Source organism: Caballeronia sp. LZ043, from assembly GCF_031451075.1.
In the GTDB taxonomy this organism is placed as follows: Bacteria; Pseudomonadota; Gammaproteobacteria; order Burkholderiales; family Burkholderiaceae; genus Caballeronia.
Genome location: NZ_JARUXT010000004.1, coordinates 80,298 through 95,750 on the forward strand (window position 1 = coordinate 80,298; position 15,453 = coordinate 95,750).

The 15,453-nt window shown below is 64.6% G+C and carries 15 protein-coding genes; 5 read left to right on the forward strand and 10 right to left on the reverse strand.

Annotated elements, in window-relative coordinates:
- Positions 1–34: 34 nt before the first annotated feature.
- From QCE64_RS28040 to QCE64_RS28050, 3 genes are all read right to left on the reverse strand, one after another.
- Positions 35–655 carry a glutathione S-transferase gene (locus QCE64_RS28040; RefSeq protein WP_309925452.1) on the reverse strand — a complete coding sequence of 207 codons (621 nt, stop codon included), beginning with the start codon at positions 653–655 and terminating at the stop codon, positions 35–37.
- 163 nt (positions 656–818) lie between these two features.
- Complete coding sequence (locus QCE64_RS28045; RefSeq protein WP_309925454.1) at positions 819–1,136, reverse strand: hypothetical protein; 318 nt, start codon at positions 1,134–1,136, stop codon at positions 819–821.
- A 102-nt stretch (positions 1,137–1,238) separates the two neighbouring features.
- A complete protein-coding gene (locus QCE64_RS28050; protein WP_309925456.1) occupies positions 1,239–1,424 on the reverse strand; it encodes a DUF1289 domain-containing protein in 186 nt (61 codons plus the stop codon).
- Between the two features lie 251 nt (positions 1,425–1,675).
- Here QCE64_RS28050 and QCE64_RS28055 point away from each other — a divergent pair, with 251 nt between their 5' ends.
- On the forward strand, positions 1,676–3,694 hold the full coding sequence (locus QCE64_RS28055; RefSeq protein ID WP_309925458.1) for an AI-2E family transporter: 2,019 nt from the start codon (positions 1,676–1,678) through the stop codon (positions 3,692–3,694).
- A 9-nt stretch (positions 3,695–3,703) separates the two neighbouring features.
- On the opposite strand, the gene QCE64_RS28060 is transcribed toward QCE64_RS28055, so the two are convergent.
- The 4 genes from QCE64_RS28060 to QCE64_RS28075 all read right to left on the reverse strand — a co-directional run bounded on the left by QCE64_RS28060 (position 3,704) and on the right by QCE64_RS28075 (position 8,057).
- Positions 3,704–3,937, reverse strand: a complete 234-nt coding sequence (locus tag QCE64_RS28060) for a hypothetical protein (protein WP_061120011.1) — start codon at positions 3,935–3,937, stop codon at positions 3,704–3,706.
- Between the two features lie 90 nt (positions 3,938–4,027).
- A complete protein-coding gene (locus tag QCE64_RS28065; protein WP_309934303.1) occupies positions 4,028–5,587 on the reverse strand; it encodes a methyl-accepting chemotaxis protein in 1,560 nt (519 codons plus the stop codon).
- Positions 5,588–5,752: 165 nt separating this feature from the next.
- The gene (locus QCE64_RS28070; RefSeq protein WP_309934304.1) at positions 5,753–6,547 is read right to left on the reverse strand and encodes a 3-hydroxybutyrate dehydrogenase; all 795 of its coding nucleotides are present in this window, start codon (positions 6,545–6,547) and stop codon (positions 5,753–5,755) included.
- Positions 6,548–6,656: 109 nt separating this feature from the next.
- A complete protein-coding gene (locus QCE64_RS28075; RefSeq protein WP_310007495.1) occupies positions 6,657–8,057 on the reverse strand; it encodes a GntP family permease in 1,401 nt (466 codons plus the stop codon).
- 322 nt (positions 8,058–8,379) lie between these two features.
- On the opposite strand from QCE64_RS28075, the gene QCE64_RS28080 reads away from it, so the two are divergent.
- Positions 8,380–9,834, forward strand: a complete 1,455-nt coding sequence (locus tag QCE64_RS28080) for a sigma 54-interacting transcriptional regulator (protein ID WP_309927468.1) — start codon at positions 8,380–8,382, stop codon at positions 9,832–9,834.
- Positions 9,835–9,925: 91 nt separating this feature from the next.
- On the forward strand, positions 9,926–10,183 hold the full coding sequence (locus QCE64_RS28085) for a hypothetical protein (RefSeq protein WP_404987497.1): 258 nt from the start codon (positions 9,926–9,928) through the stop codon (positions 10,181–10,183).
- A gap of 11 nt (positions 10,184–10,194) precedes the next feature.
- On the opposite strand, the gene QCE64_RS28090 is transcribed toward QCE64_RS28085, so the two are convergent.
- Positions 10,195–10,758, reverse strand: a complete 564-nt coding sequence (locus QCE64_RS28090) for a lipocalin family protein (RefSeq protein ID WP_404987498.1) — start codon at positions 10,756–10,758, stop codon at positions 10,195–10,197.
- A gap of 535 nt (positions 10,759–11,293) precedes the next feature.
- Between QCE64_RS28090 and QCE64_RS28095 the strand changes: the two genes are divergently transcribed.
- Positions 11,294–12,226: an AEC family transporter gene (locus tag QCE64_RS28095; RefSeq protein ID WP_310007497.1), complete on the forward strand. Its 933-nt coding sequence runs from the start codon at positions 11,294–11,296 to the stop codon at positions 12,224–12,226.
- 123 nt (positions 12,227–12,349) lie between these two features.
- Here the strand turns inward: QCE64_RS28095 and QCE64_RS28100 are convergent, their stop codons facing one another.
- The gene (locus tag QCE64_RS28100) at positions 12,350–12,601 is read right to left on the reverse strand and encodes a DUF4148 domain-containing protein (protein WP_310007499.1); all 252 of its coding nucleotides are present in this window, start codon (positions 12,599–12,601) and stop codon (positions 12,350–12,352) included.
- Between the two features lie 725 nt (positions 12,602–13,326).
- Between QCE64_RS28100 and QCE64_RS28105 the strand changes: the two genes are divergently transcribed.
- Positions 13,327–13,881, forward strand: coding sequence for an NADPH-dependent FMN reductase (locus QCE64_RS28105; protein ID WP_309925474.1), 555 nt, complete (start codon positions 13,327–13,329; stop codon positions 13,879–13,881).
- 82 nt (positions 13,882–13,963) lie between these two features.
- Here the strand turns inward: QCE64_RS28105 and QCE64_RS28110 are convergent, their stop codons facing one another.
- The gene (locus QCE64_RS28110; protein WP_310007500.1) at positions 13,964–15,298 is read right to left on the reverse strand and encodes a hypothetical protein; all 1,335 of its coding nucleotides are present in this window, start codon (positions 15,296–15,298) and stop codon (positions 13,964–13,966) included.
- Between the last annotated feature and the right edge of the window lie 155 nt (positions 15,299–15,453).

The following is a 15,453-nucleotide window of genomic DNA, read 5'->3' on the forward strand; positions in this document are numbered from 1 at the left end:
CGCCGGTGAGGCGGCGTCGCCGCCTCGGATGACTTTACGCCGCGAGCCCCGCGGCTGTCTTTTTGAAGGGAACGAAACCGGGCAGCGCCTCGACGCGGCGCAACCAGGCGTTGACGTTCGCGTAACCCGACAGATCGACGTTGCCTTCGGGCGCGCTCGCGATATAGCTGTACAGCGCGACATCGGCGATGGTCGGATGCGCGCTGCCGATGTCCGCGATCCAGTCACGCGAGGCCAGTTGGGCATCGATGACGCCGAGGATCGAATGAGCGCGCGCGATGACTTCTTCCGTGTTGAATCTGGCGCCGAAGACGGTGACGAGACGCGCGGCGGCGGGCCCGAAGGCAATCTGCCCCGCTGCAACCGACAGCCAGCGCTGGACGGCGGCTTCCTTGGCGGGATCGTGCGGCAGCCAGTTCGTGTCGACCGACTTGCGGGCGAGATACACGAGGATGGCGTTCGAATCGGCGATGACGTGCTTGCCGTCGACCAGAACAGGAACTTGGCCGAAGACATTCAGCTTGAGGAAGTCCGGCGTCTTGTGGGCGCCTTTGGCGAGATCGACGAATTCTTCGTCATGCTCGATCGCCAGCAGATTGAGCATGAGTTGCGCACGGTGCGCATGTCCGGACAGCGGAAAGGTGTAGAGCTTCACGGCAAGATTCCCTGGTTGATTGTCGGCCGCGTTGCGGGTGCGGCCGGTGAATCAAGTATGGGTTCTTGCCTTCAAGAGGAGAATGGGACGGAAATTCAAATCACTCTTCTCGAAACGAGAATGGTGACGGGTAAAACGCTTCAAGACTCACCGCGCGGCAATGTTAGTTCGAAGCTGGCACGTTTGCCTTGTTGCCCGCGAGCGGCGAGCCATAGCCGCCGCTGTTGGCATTGTTCGGCAGGCCGTTGACGAGTTGCGCGCGGGGATCGGACGGGTTGAGGTTGAGCTCGCCGGCCTGCGCATTGCCGTGGGATGGATATTGGCTGCCGAGCGGCGCATTCGGCATGAGCTTCGTGCTGTTCTGCGGCGCGTACATGTCGGTTTCCGGGCTCGGATGAAGCTGTGCGAGCGCGGCGGGCGCCGCCAGGATTGCGGCAAGTGCGAAGGTGAGGGACGTGCAACGCGGAATACTCACTTTCATGACAGGCTCCTGTGAGGATGGGCCATACAGAAACCCAGTGTAGTCCTCCGGACGCAGGCATTTCCGCATCACCCTACCGCCGACCAGTCCAGCCTTTGTTCCTTATTTCTTCTTGTGTTTCTTGAGCTTGGCCTTGCGCTGCGGTTGCTCGTCGATGATGCGCACGCGATGCTTGTCCTTCATCTTCTTCCACTGCTTGCACTCGTCCTTCGTGCGCATGCAACCGATGCAGAAGCCGGTCTTGTCATCGAACTTGCAGATGCCGATACAGGGTGATTCGACTGCCATGATGTCCTTGTTCGTCGTTATGCAAAATGCGAGAGGCGACAGCAAGACCGTCGCATGTTCATTTGCGGGAAGCACGACGCGCTCCCGCATGTCCTCACCGTTGCAATGAATGAAGTAAAATCCGGCTCCCGCATCGTCTCACCTCAGGCGCGCGCAGGCGCGTCGAGCGGCACGCGCCTTGCTTGATGCGAAGCAGGCGGACAGCGACGTCGGCCGTGCCCCTTAGCCCTCTCCAGAAGCGAGCCGACTCCATGCCTCAAGCTCCCGGCCCGCGCCGGCCTCCCGCCAAGATCCTGCCGCCCGAGGCGCCGGGCGTGCGCGCGCTGGCCTCGCTGATTACCGGAGTCGTCGTGATCTGCGCGCTGTACTTCGGGCGCGCGGTAATGATCCCGATCATTCTCGCCATCCTGCTGAGCTTCCTGCTCGCTCCGTTCGTCGATTTCCTGCGCCGCCTGCGCTTCGGCCAGGTGCCTTCGGTGATCGTCGCGGTGGTGGTCGCGCTGTCGGTGCTGACGGCCGTGGGCGCGTTGATCGGCGCCCAGGTGGCGCAACTCGCCGGCGATCTGCCGAAATACCAGGTTGCCGTCGAGCGCAAGGTCGATGCCGTCCAGCGCGTCACGGTAGGCCGCGCCGACGAGTTCCTGGGCCGCGCGTCACGCGCCTTGAAGCGGATCTCGCCGGCCCGTGAGCAGGAGCAGAAGAACGAGGACAACCCGGCGTCGTCGCCCATCGACCAGCCGATGCCCGTCGAAGTCCACGAGCCGACGCCGACTCCGCTCGAACTCGCGCAGCGCTTTCTCTCGCCGGTCATCAGTCCGCTGGAAACCACCGGCATCGTGCTGGTGGTCGCGGTGTTCATCCTGTTGCAGCGTGAGGATCTGCGCGACCGCCTGATCCGCCTGTTCGGCTCGCGCGACCTGCATCGCGCCACCACCGCCATGGACGAGGCCGCGCGGCGCCTGTCGCGCTATTTCCTCGCGCAGCTCGGCATCAACATGGGCGTGGGCATTGTGATTTCCATCGGGCTTGCGATCATCGGCGTGCCGGGCGCGCTGCTGTTCGGCGTGATGACCGCGCTGTTGCGCTTCGTGCCATATGTCGGGACGTGGATCGCGGCGATCGTCGCCGTGGTCTTCGCGGCGGCCGTCGGGCCCGGCTGGGCGATGCTCGTCTGGACCATCGTGCTGTTTGGCGTGACGGACATCGTCGCGGGGCAGGTGGTCGAGCCGCTGCTATACGGGCACAGCACCGGTCTGTCGCCGTTCGCGGTGATCGTCGCGGCGATTTTCTGGAGCTGGATCTGGGGGCCGATTGGCCTCGTGCTCTCGACGCCGCTCACGCTCTGTCTCGTGATTCTCGGCCGTCACGTGGACCGGCTGGAGTTCCTCGACGTGCTGTTCGGCGACCGGCCCGCGCTCACGCCCGCCGAGAACTTTTATCAGCGCCTGCTCGCGAACGATCCCGACGAAGCGCTGGTCCAGGCCGAAACGCTGCTGAAGGAGCGTTCGCTGATCGCGTATTACGACGAAGTCGCGCTCGAAGGCCTGCGCTACGCGCACAACGACGTACTGCGCGGCGTGGTGACGGCGGACCAGTTGCGGCGGATCAACGAATCGGCGCTCGACATCATCGAAGGTCTGGAAGACGCCGCCGATACAGCCGTGACCGCGATTCCGAAGGAAGACCTGCCCGCGAGCTTCGAATCCCCTGACGAGAGGCCCGCGCTCCGGCCAGAAATGCCGCCCGCGCGTTTCGATCCGGAGAAGGAAGGGCACACGGCGTCGGTGCTGTGCATCGCCGGGCGCAGCGAACTCGACGATCTCGCCGCGACCATCGCCGTGCAGCTGTTCCGCAAGCACGGCCTGTATGCCGATCTCGCCGGCTACGAGCGCTTCTCGCGCGGCCGTTTCGGCGAAGTGGACCTGTCGGGCGTGATGATCATCTGCGTCGTGTCGTTCGACGCAGCCGAATCGCCGCCATATCTGCGCAACCTGCTGCGCCGGCTGCATCAGCGCGCGCCGGTGGCGGAGCTGATTGTCGGACTGGTGTTTCCGGATCGCGAGCTGCAGGGCGAAGTGCTGGTACGGACGAGTTCGGCGGCGGTTTCTTTCCGGGAACTGGTGGAGGCGTGCGTGGCCGCCGCGCGCCGTCAGACCACCGATGGCGCGCCGTGGGCCGGCCTGCGCGGCGCCGATGGCGAAGCCGCGCTCAACGGCCCGCCCGCGCCCAGCGACGCCCGCGAGGATGTGCCCGAACTGCGCAACGCTTGATGCCGCAGCTCAGCGGTTGCCGTCGAAAAGATCGTTGAGCATGGTGTCGAAGGCGGCCTGCGCGTCCTCGAGTTCCTGAAGCGCGGCGTCGAAGGTTTGCAGCGCCATCTGTGACGGACGGCCGTCGCCTTCGGGCGGAAACTGGGTTTGCAGCGCCAGGAAGGCGGATTGCACCTGGCGCGTGGCGTTGACGATACGTTCCATCGCTCGCGCTTCTTCCGCGCGATTGTTCTCTGCGGTCATCGGAGACACTCCTCGTGGGTCCTGCTTCGGCAATGCTCCGATAGTACCAAGCCATGCGGGTTTCGCGTTCCCGCCACGGCTGCGGTCCGCTTAGACGCGCGCGACGGTGAAGAGCCGCACGGCTTCGTCGAGCACCACGGCGCGCTCCGCGAGCCGTTGCGCCGTGGCCGCCGCCTGTTCGACGAGCGCCGCGTTCTGCTGGGTCGAATCGTCGAGATGGGCGACGGCCTGATTCACCTGCGCAATGCCGTCCGCCTGCTCGCCGCTGGCCTTCGCGACTTCCATGATGATCGTCGACACGCGGTTCACGGCCTCGTCGATGGCGCGCATCTGGCTCGTCGTGCGCGTGACGAGGCTCGTGCCTTCCGCGATCTGCGCGACGCTCGTCGCCACCACGCCCTCGATTTCCTTCGCCGACGCCGCGCAGCGCTGCGCGAGATTGCGCACCTCGGTTGCGACGACCGCGAACGAGCGGCCCGCCTCGCCCGCGCGCGCTGCCTCGACGGCCGCGTTCAGCGCGAGGATATTGGTCTGGAAGGCGATGCCGTCGATCACGTCGGTGATGTCCGCGATGCGCCGCGACGCCGCCGTGATGCCTGCCATCGTCTGCTCGACCTGGCTCGCGATGCGTCCGCCGTCGTCGGCTGCGGCCTGCGCTTCGCGGACGAGTTCCAGCGCGCGCACGGTGGCGTCGGCGTTGCCCTGCACGGTCGTGGTGAGCTGGTCCATCGTCGCGGCGGTCTGTTCGAGCGAGGCCGCCTGCATCTCCGTGCGGCGCGACAGATCCGTGTTGCCGCTCGAAATTTCGTTGGCGGCGTCGAGCATGCCGCCAATCTGCCCGCGCACGTCGAACACGATGGCCGCGAGATTCGCCTTCAACTGGCCGAGCGCGCGCTGGACGTCGCCGAGATCGTCGTGGCGGGCATCGGGCATGTCGACGGTCAGATCACCGGCGGCCATGCGCGCGGCAAAGCCGGACATCGTGCGCACGGGTGCATCCACCTGTCGCGACAAGGCGAGCCAGCCCGCCAAGCCGACCACCGCGCCCGCGCCGAGCGCGTACCAGAAGGGCAGCGGCGGCGCGCCGTGCCAGCCGGCCAGCGCGGCAAGCAGCATCGCGACGGGCATGGCCGCGAAGCCCAGTCCCAGGCGCGCGCGGACCGGCAGGTTCGCGAGCGCCGCGAGCTGTCCCGCGAAGCCTTTTCTCACGAGCGCGCCACGCACCAGCCGGTGCGACGCATCGCCGGTCTTCAGTTGCGCGTACAGCGTGGCGGCTTCGCGCACTTCGTCGCGCGTTGGCTTCACGCGCACCGACAAATAGCCGACCACCGTGCCGTGCTCCATGACCGGCGTGACGTTCGCGCGCACCCAGTAGTGATCGCCGTCCTTGCGGCGATTCTTCACCAGCGCGGTCCAGGACCGTCCGGCGCGGATGGTCGCCCAAAGATCGGCGAACGCTTCGCGCGGCATGTCGGGATGGCGGATCAGATTGTGCGGCTCGCCAATCAGCTCTTCGCGCGAAAAGCCGGAGACGGAAACGAAGGCGGGATTGCAGTACTGGATGTTGCCGGAGAGATCGGTGGCGGATACGAGCATCTCCGAGGCGGGAAATTCGAACTCTTGCTGGGTAATGGGCTGATTGTTGCGCATGATGTCCTTGCTTCGTTCTCGATGCGCGCCGTTCGTCGGGAGCGGCGCGCCGTGACTTACAAGGACATAACGGCTATATCCCCACAATCTTGAGGGGAATCCGAGCAAAACGCTCAAGTGCAGCGGGCTTTATGCCGATAACGCGCGCCCGCCGCGACGCGCTTTTTATTGCGCGCTCCAGCCGCCATCGATCTGCAGCGCCGAGCCGCGCATCTCGCTGGCGGCATCGGAACAGAGGAATACGGCCATGTCGCCGATCTGCTGTGCCGTCACGAATTGCGCCGACGGCTGCTTGTCGCCGAGCAGCTTGGTGCGGGCGGCATCGGCGGAGAGCGACTCGCGGGCGGCGAGATCGTCGATCTGTTTCTGCACCAGCGGCGTCAGCACGAAACCCGGGCAGATGGCGTTGACCGTCACGCCGCTGCGCGCGTTTTCGAGCGCGGCCACCTTGGTCAGGCCGAGAATGCCGTGCTTCGCAGCCACGTAGGCCGACTTGCCCGCCGAGCCCACCAGCCCGTGCACCGACGCAATGTTGATCACGCGGCCCCAGTTGCGCGATCGCATCTGCGGCAGCGCGACGCGCATCGTATGGAACGCCGAACTCAAATTGATCGCGATGATGGCGTCCCAGCGGTCCACCGGAAACTCGTCGATGGTCGCCACGTGCTGGATGCCCGCGTTGTTCACGAGGATGTCGAGGCCGCCGAACGTGTCGTTCGCGAAGGCGATCATCGCTTCGATCTCGTCCGGCTTGGTCATGTCCGCCGGGTGATGCACGGCTTTCGCGCCGGCTGCCTCGATCTGCTTGAGCGCGCCTTCGACATCGCCGAAGCCGTTGAGCACGAGGTTCGCGCCCGCGCGGGCCAGCGCCGTCGCGATGCCGAGACCGATGCCGCTCGTCGAGCCGGTGACCAGCGCCGTCTTGCCGGCGAGCGAAGTGTTCGATGCGGTTTGAGTCATACGCGGTGAATTTCCTTCGGTTGAATGTGGACTTCCGCGGAAGTGTGCGGCGTCGTGTGCGCGACGTGAATTGGGGTTGCCGTGGGTAAGGCGGCGGCAACCCGGCGCATCAGACGAGGCCGGTCAGGTAGTAGACCGTGATGACGAAGAACACGGCGAGCGTCTTGATGATCGTCACCGCGAAGATATCGCGATACGACTCGCGGTGCGTCAGTCCGGTCACCGCCAGCAGTGTGATGACCGCGCCGTTATGCGGCAGGGTGTCCATGCCGCCGGACGCCATCGCCACCACGCGGTGCAGCACTTCGAGCGGAATGTGCGCGGCCTGCGCGCCGGCGATGAACGTATCGGACATCGCGGCCAGCGCGATGCTCATGCCGCCCGACGCGGAACCTGTGATGCCCGCGAGCGCGCTCACCGAAATCGCTGCGTTGACGAGCGGGTTCGGGATGCTCTTGAGCGCATTGGACACGACCAGAAAGCCCGGCAACGCCGCGATCACGCCGCCGAAGCCGTATTCGGAGGCCGTGTTCATCGCGGCGAGCAGCGCGCCCGCGACCGCCGCGCGCGTGCCCACGGCGAAACGCTCTTTCACCCGACCGAACGCGGTCAGCAGCACGAGCACGATGCCGAGCAGCAGCGCGCCTTCGACGGCCCAGATCGCGACGACGGTCTTGACCGCCGTCGTGACGGGCGCGTGGATGCCGGGCAGCACCTCAGGCGCGACCGTGTAGCTTGCGCCGTACCACGTGGGAATCCACTTGGTCAGCGCGAAGTTGGCCACGCCGACGAGGATCAGCGGCGCGATGGCCAGCATCGGATTGGGCAGCGAGGTCGACTCGACGCGTTCCGGTTCATTCACGAGCGACGTGCCGTAGCCTTCGCCCTTGGCCATCGCCGAGCGGCGGCGCCATTCGAGGAACGTCAGGCCCACCACGATGATGAACACCGAGCCGATCACGCCGAGCCAGGGCGCGGCCCAGCCGGTCGTCTTGAAGAAGGTGGTCGGGATGATGTTCTGGATCTGCGGCGTGCCGGGCAGCGAGTCCATTGTGAAGGAGAAGGCGCCGAGCGCGATGGCGCCGGGCATCAGGCGCTTCGGAATATTGCTCTGGCGATACATCTCCGCCGCGAACGGATAGACCGCGAACACGACGACGAACAGCGACACGCCGCCATAGGTGAGCAGCGCGCACACAGCGACGATCACCGCATTGACGCGCGACTTGCCGATATAGCGGATCGCCGCGGCGACGATCGACTCGGAGAAGCCCGACAATTCGATCACCTTGCCGAACACGGCGCCGAGCAGGAACACGGGGAAGTAGAGCTTGACGAAGCCGACCATCTTCTCCATGAAGATGCCGGAGAACACGGGTGCGACGGCGGCGGGATCGGTGAGCAGGACGGCCGCGAGCGCGGCGATCGGGGCGAACAGGATGACGCTGTAGCCGCGATAGGCGGCGAGCATCAGGAACGCCAGGGCGGCGAGCACGATGAGGAACGACATTGAGTCTCCGTGAATGGTTTGTTCTTGAACGTCCCGTGCGCCTTTTCTGGAAGCGCCGGAGGCCGTTTCGACGCGGGTGACGCGCCGCGCGGGCAAATGCAGCTTTCGTGCCAGATCATGCGCAGCAAGGCGGGACGCGCTTCCGGCGAGCATGCTGGCGCGCTATTTCAGGACGATGTCTCCGAACCGGGACGAATCGAAAGCTGCAATTTTCCATTCGAGGCAGCTTCATTCGTTCGAAACTAGTGTCAATGCGGATTGCGCGTCAGTCTCCGAATTGAGATAGTCAGTCTCGAAAACGAGATGAGGAGACATGCACGGCATGCGCAACGACTGGATCAACGTCCCTGCGGACTATAGCGCCGTGATGCGTCGCGCAATGGAATCGCTGTTCAAGACCTTCGAGAATCTGAGCGAAGGCACCTTCATCGTCGATGCGGACGCACGCGTCGTGTGGATCAACAAGCGCTATGCGGCGCGCTTCGGCTTCGAGGATCCGCTGGACGCCATCGGTCTCGACTGCGAAAGCGTGATCCCCAACAGCCTGATGCGCGAAGTCGTTGCGACCGGCAAGCCGATCCTGCTCGATGTGCTGGAAACCGATCGTGAGCCGCTCGTCGTCACCCGTCTGCCCCTCAAGGACGAGGCGGGCACGACCATCGGCGGGATTGGCTTTGCGTTGTTCGACGAAATGAAGGCGCTCACGCCGCTCTTCGCGCACTATGCACGCGTGCAGCAGGAACTGATCGCCACGCGGCAGTCGCTCGCGCAGGCGCGGCGGGCGAAGTACACGTTTTCGAGTTTCGTCGGCACGAGTCCGGCGAGCCTCGAAGTCAAGCGGCAGGCGCGGCGCGCGGCACTGGTCGATTCGCCTGTGTTGTTGCTAGGCGAAACCGGCACCGGCAAGGAACTGCTCGCACACGCGATTCACGGCGCCTCGACGCGCGCCGGCAAGCCGCTCGTCACGGTGAACGTCGCGGCGATTCCGGACACGCTGCTCGAAGTGGAGTTCTTCGGCGCGGCGGCCGGCGCCTACACGGGCGCGGAGCGGCGCGGACGCATCGGCAAGTTCGAACTGGCCGACGGCGGCACGCTCTTTCTCGACGAAATCGGCGACATGCCGCTGCCGCTCCAGGGCAAGCTCCTGCGCGTGCTGCAGGACAAGGAGTTCGAGCCGCTCGGCTCGAACCGCATCGTGCGGGCAGATGTTCGTATTATCGCGGCGACCTCGGCGGATTTGCCCGCGCTCGTCGCGGCGGGGCGCTTTCGCGCGGACCTGTTCTATCGTCTGAATGTATTGACCATCCACGCACCGCCACTGCGTGAACGGCTCGACGATATCGAGGCGCTTGCCTACGCCATTCTCGAAGACCTCTCGGCGGATACGCGTCCGGGGCATGTCGGCCACTTCGTGCTGCACAAGGACGGCTTGCGGCTGCTCGAGGCGTATCCGTGGCCCGGCAATGTGCGCGAACTGCGCAACACGCTTGAGCGGGCGCTGATGCTGTCGGAGTCGCAGCACATTGACGCGCGCACGCTGAGTACGTTCATCGATGCCAATCGCGTGGTGCTCGCGGCGCAGTCAGAACCCGCCGTGACGGACAATCCCGAACCGCCGCTGCTGTCCCACGCGGACGCGATGGCGGACTTCGAGCGCCGCTATCTGTCAGATGCGCTGCGCGCGAGCGGTGGACGCGTGGCGGATGCGGCGGAGCGGATCGGCATCGGGCGCGCAACGCTCTACAAGAAGATCGCGGCGCTGGGGATTGCTGTCTGAGGCTTGCCGCGCACAACTACAGGGGCGCGAAAGCTCCGCGTGGCATACTCGCGAAATCGAAAATAACGACCAAGAATCAAAGGGGTAAGGGATGAAGATCGGCACGGCAATCGGCCTTTCAGTCATGCTCGCAGGCAGTGCGTGGGCGCTCGCCGGATGCAGCAGCGCGCCGCCGCTGTTCTCCGCCGATGGACGTCCCACGCAGCAGATCCAGTGCCCCGGATACGGCGGCTGGCGCAACTGCACCGACAACGCGAAGGCGCTCTGTCCGAACGGTTACGATGTCCTCGATCAATCCACCGACAACAATCAGAACACGCTGCTCGTCGCCTGCAAGGCGGGCCAGTAAGCCTTCAGGGTTCAGTCGTGCTGCGTCTCGCGCAGCATCGTGGTGTCGTAGCCGAGCGCCTGCGTCCGCGTCATCAGCAGCCGGCGCAGTTCCGCCGATGGCTTCGCATCGCGCGTGAGAATCCACAGATAGCGTCCGCTCGGCTCGCCGACGATCGACCAGGAATAGTCGTCGGCGTGATCGAGGATCCAGTAGTCGCCGACATAGAACGGCCCGAAGAACGACACCTTCAGCTTGGTGCCGTTCGAGCCCGGCACGACCTTCGCCCGTCCTTCGGCGGAACGATAGGGGCCATCAAGCCCGCCTTGTCGACAGCCGTTGATGACCGACACGAGGCCATCTTCGCGCCGCGCATAGTTCGCCGTGACCGCTTCGCAGTTACGTTCGAAGCGGTTCTCATAGCGGGCGAACTCGTGCCAATGACCCAGGTAGCGATCGAGATCGACCGCTTTCGACGGCTCCGGAACGTGCTCGTTGCCCTTCTTGCGCGCGCCGTTCGATGCGCACGCGGCCAGCGCGCCTATACCGCCGATCAGCACGAGCGCCGCAGCGCCCCAAGCCAAGGCTTTCTTCATTGTCATGTCGCTTCAACGCGTTAAAAGTGTTCGAAAAACAGGGATGCAGCAAGCTTCGTTCCGAATCGCGATGCTCCCGAAGATCCTCACCTTTCACGCGATTCAAACCGCTTGATGAGGTCCCGTGCGCCTCCCGCAGAGCATGAATACGCCTGAATGTGCGGGAAAAAGGCGTTTTCGGGGAGCTCGGACGATCGCGGCGGCTCACCTTTCGCGACGTCCCGAATTCCCTCACCTCAAGCCGGATGGATCGCTCGGCGCACGTCGACTCGTCCTTTTGCCCGATTGCATATCGTCACGACGAACGGCGAAGCCCGGGTCTCCGCGCTCAATTTAATGCGTTCTGAAACAGAGACTTGCATTGCGTACTTAAACATGGGAATCAGCTTGATCGAATATTTCGATATCCGTACGGATAAAGCTGGAGTGAGTCGCCTTGGCACCGCGCCACTCACCGTTGCCGCACTCCCGCAACGTCTCACCTTTTTGACTCGCGGTATCCTCTCGCACCTTCCCGGACACGCTCGTCACCGCCTTGCTCACGCCGCTCTTCACCATCATCCTGCCCGTCTTCGGTCTGATCTTTGCCGGCTACGCGTGCCGCAAACTTAACAAGCTGGGGCCGTCGGCCGCTTCGGAACTCAATCGCTTCGTCGTCTATCTCGCGCTGCCCGCGCTGCTCTTCGACATCATGGCAAGAACGCCATGGGCCTCGCTCGACCAGCCCGCGTTCATCGCCGCGTTCGGCATCGGCTCGGCGGTCATCTTCATCGCGACACTTGTCGTCCGCCTGCTTCAGGCGCGGCCGCTCGCGGACGCGAGCATCGACGGACTCAACGCGGCGTATCCGAACAGCGGCTTCATCGGGCTGCCGCTCTGTCTGCTTGCATTCGGCGACGCGAGTCTTGCACCTGCCGTCATCGGGATGATCATGACGGTGTGCGTGTCGTTCGCCATCGCGATCGTGCTGATCGAACTGGGGCTCCAGCGCGAAAAGCATCCATGGGCGACGCTCGTCAATGTCGCGAAGTCGCTCGCGAAGAATCCCTTGCTGATCGCGCCGCTGGCGGGCGCGGTGATGAGTGGCGCCGGCGTGCATGTGCCGCAGGGCGTCGAGGCATTGCTGAAACTGCTCGGCAATGCGGCCAGTCCAGGTGCGCTCGTGGCGCTCGGCCTGTTTCTCGGCGCGAAGACCGGCGCGCACGACAAGCGGACCATCGGCGCGCTCGTCATGCTCAAGCTGATCGCGCAGCCGTTGCTGACGTGGTGGCTGGCGTTTCATGTGTTCGAGCTGCCGCCGCTGTGGGCGAAGACCGCCGTGATCCTGAGCGCGCTGCCGACCGGCACGGGGCCGTTCATGCTGGCTGAGTTCTATCGGCGGGAGGGCGGCGTGACGTCGAACACGATTCTCGTCTCGACCGTCTGCTCGCTCGTCACCGTGACCGCCTGTCTGACGATGCTGCTTTAAGCCCATGCCGCAGCGCGGGCAAAAAAACGCCCGGCGCGGGTGCGTCGGGCGGAACCACCTTCTGTTCGATGGTGGAGGAGGGAGGGCTCAGACTGGCTTCCTCTGAATATGCGGCGCGAACGATCAGCGCGTGGTGTGGCCGTTGTCCGCATCGGCGCGCAGTTGCTGCGCATGGCGTTCCTGATACGGCCGCAGTTGCGGATAACTCAGGGCGTTGACGGCGTCCAGATCGCCGGCGCTGCGTGCGCTCGCCAGTTCCGCTTTGACTTCTGCGCGCGTCTTGCCACCGTATGTCGATTGCGCGAAGGCCGGAGCCGTCGCGAGCAGCGCAGACAACAGCACACCGCCGATCAACGTAGTTTTGGCGTTCCTCATGTCAACTCTCCTGATTCCGTTCCTGCGCCGGGTGACGCTTGAGGAAAAGTCTAGAAGGAAACCTATTGGACAAAAATACCGATTGAGCCAACACATTGTTGTCGAATGCGATTGAATGGCTGGCCCATGATTGTTGCGACATCAGTAACGATAAACCGGTCGCTTACGCATTTGTATGCAGAAGCTTCACAGATCGGGCTGAATCGGCGGTCAAAGCGCAACCTGACGCAAACTTGATTCGACCTATCAAATGATCCCGGTTTTTGTCACATTGATTGCTTCGCGGGCGGCCTTTGCAGCAGCAGACGCCACGCGAGCAACATTCTTGCAGCGCGGCTAGATCATCAGCCCGCCCCGTGCTGCGACGTCCTCTCCAGCCGACGAGCGGTCTAATTCGCGCAATCGAATCCGCAGTTGATTCGTTTGCGCGAGGCGCTTTGTTTCGTTTGCGTATCAAAACTAAACGCGCCGTAGGCTTGCGTTCAACTTATCCACAGTTTCTGTGGATAAAGATGGGGATAGAGGGGCGCGAACCGCGTCGCAGTGCGGTCCGAACTGGATTGCTCAATTCTTCGCAAAAATAGGCGCACGACGAAATCCAGGCGTTTTCAGCTTTCATGCGATCCGCCTATCATGAGGCTCGCGCGCGTCATCTTCGACCGCGCATGCGGACCGCTGAATGGGTCCGTGCCACCTACCTTTGGATCCTTTGACGGGGAGATCTCATGGCCTTGAAGATCGCGGTGATCGTAGGAAGCCTGCGGCGCGAGTCGTTCAACAAGCAGCTCGCGCACGCACTCGTATCACTTGCACCGGACGATTTCTCATTCGAGTTTCTCGATATCGGCAGCCTGCCGCTGTACAGCCAGGACTACGACAGCGATTACCCCGAGCCCGCGCGCGCGTTCAAGCAGAGGATTGCGGAAGCCGACGGGCTGTTGATCGTCACGCCCGAATACAACCGCTCGATGCCCGGCGTGCTGAAGAATGCGCTCGACTGGGGCTCGCGGCCGTGGGGCCACAGCGTGTGGGGCGGCAAGCCGGGCGCGATCATCGGGACCTCGGTGGGGGCGATCGGCACGGCGATCGCGCAGTCGCATCTGCGCGGCGTGTGCGCCTACCTCGACATCGCGCTGATGAACCAGCCGGAGATGTACATCAAGCACGATGACAAGCGCATCGATGCCAGCGGAAAAATCCTCGCGGACGACACGCGCCAGTATCTGCAAAGCTTCGTGGACAAGTATGTCGCGTGGGTGCGCGAGCGCGCGGCGGCTTGATGGCGGACGCGCGCCGACCGTTCGGCGGATAAAAAAATCGGCCCGCTTGCGCGGGCCGATTGTCTTTTCGCAGGAACGGGATTCAAACGTGATGGTGTCCCGTCACACGATCCCAGCCATGACGCACTGCGGCCTTGAAGCGCTCCCACGTGTGGCCTTCCGGATGCCGGCTTTCCCAGTCGCGCTGCATCTCATATTCCATCTGATCGTCCCACGCGCGGCTGCGGAAACGATCGTCGTTGCCGAGCATCGCGCCATAGCGGTATGCGCCCTGATAGTCCTCGTACGGCTCGCCGGTCGCCATGTATTTCGCGTCGTAGTCCGCGCGGAAATCCTCCTCATATTCCATGTACTCGTTCGGCACGCTCGGAGGCACTGCCGATCCGCCCGGACCGACCGGGCCGGCGGCCTGCGTTCCAGCCGAGGCGATGACCGGATCCGGCGACGATCCCACCGCGCGCGCCGCGCCGGCTTGATACGGCGCGGCCGGTTCGTCGAGCGGGCTCAACGGCTCGACGGAGCGCCATTCGGATCCTGTGTCGGTGCGCACGCCAGCCAACGGCTCGCGCAAAGTTGCCGGCGGAACGGCGCCGGTCGTGCTCAGCGGATCGCGACCAGCGAGGGCATCGCGTTCGGACAGCGAGTCACTTCCCAGTCCACCGGTCGTCCCGGTCAGCGGCTCAGTGGCGCTGCGCATCGACTGGCTCTGTGTCTGCGACGACACCTGACGTCCCAGCAACGGATCGTCTGCGGGATCGCTGACGTAATCGCGCGGCGCCACTGCGGCGGCGTCGCGACGCGTCAGCGGGTCGCCCAAGGGATCCGCGAGCGGATCCAGCAGCGGTTCCGCGGCCTGGTCCGAAGCATCCGTGCGCGGATAGGCGCGCGCGCCCGACCACGTCATGCTCGGATCATTCACCGGCTCGCGTCCCGGCACGGCGCTTCCACGTCCCAGACCGAGTTCGTCGAGCACCGAGTGATCGCGCTCGTTTTCAGCGCGTAGCGGCGCATCCGTCGCGCCGTGTTCGAGCGTAGTCCAGCTTGCGGCGCGTTCGTCGATGTCGATTGCACCCTGATCCGTCAGCGTCGCCCGCGCGATGTCGGCCTGCTCGACGCTGGGCGTATCCACCGCCACCAGCACTGCGCCGCGTCGCACGGCTTCCGAGTAATGCGCCACCTCGGGCGGCTGATCGCGGCCGCCGAACAGCATGCTGAAAAAACGCTCGATGCTCGCGAGCATGCCGGGTTGCTCGTGGGTTTCGGCGTCGGGCAAGTCGGAGGGCGCGGCGGCGTCGTCGCGTTTCGGATTGGCCTGGAGTTCGATGTCGGCGCGCGCAAAGCCGGCGGTCATGAGGGCCGAGCGTGCATCCTCGGCCTGCGCGTAGGTGTCGAAAACTCCGATAACGGTGTGTCGCATGTGCGCCTCCTGAGGATGGGCGAAAGGTCGTACCGGCGGAAGAGTGCCGCCGCACATGGACACGATCACGCAACTCGCGTGCCGGATGCCTGCGCATTGAGAACCGCCCGGCGAACGCCTGGCAGCGGGCGCGGCTTTTACAATGTCGTGTGCAA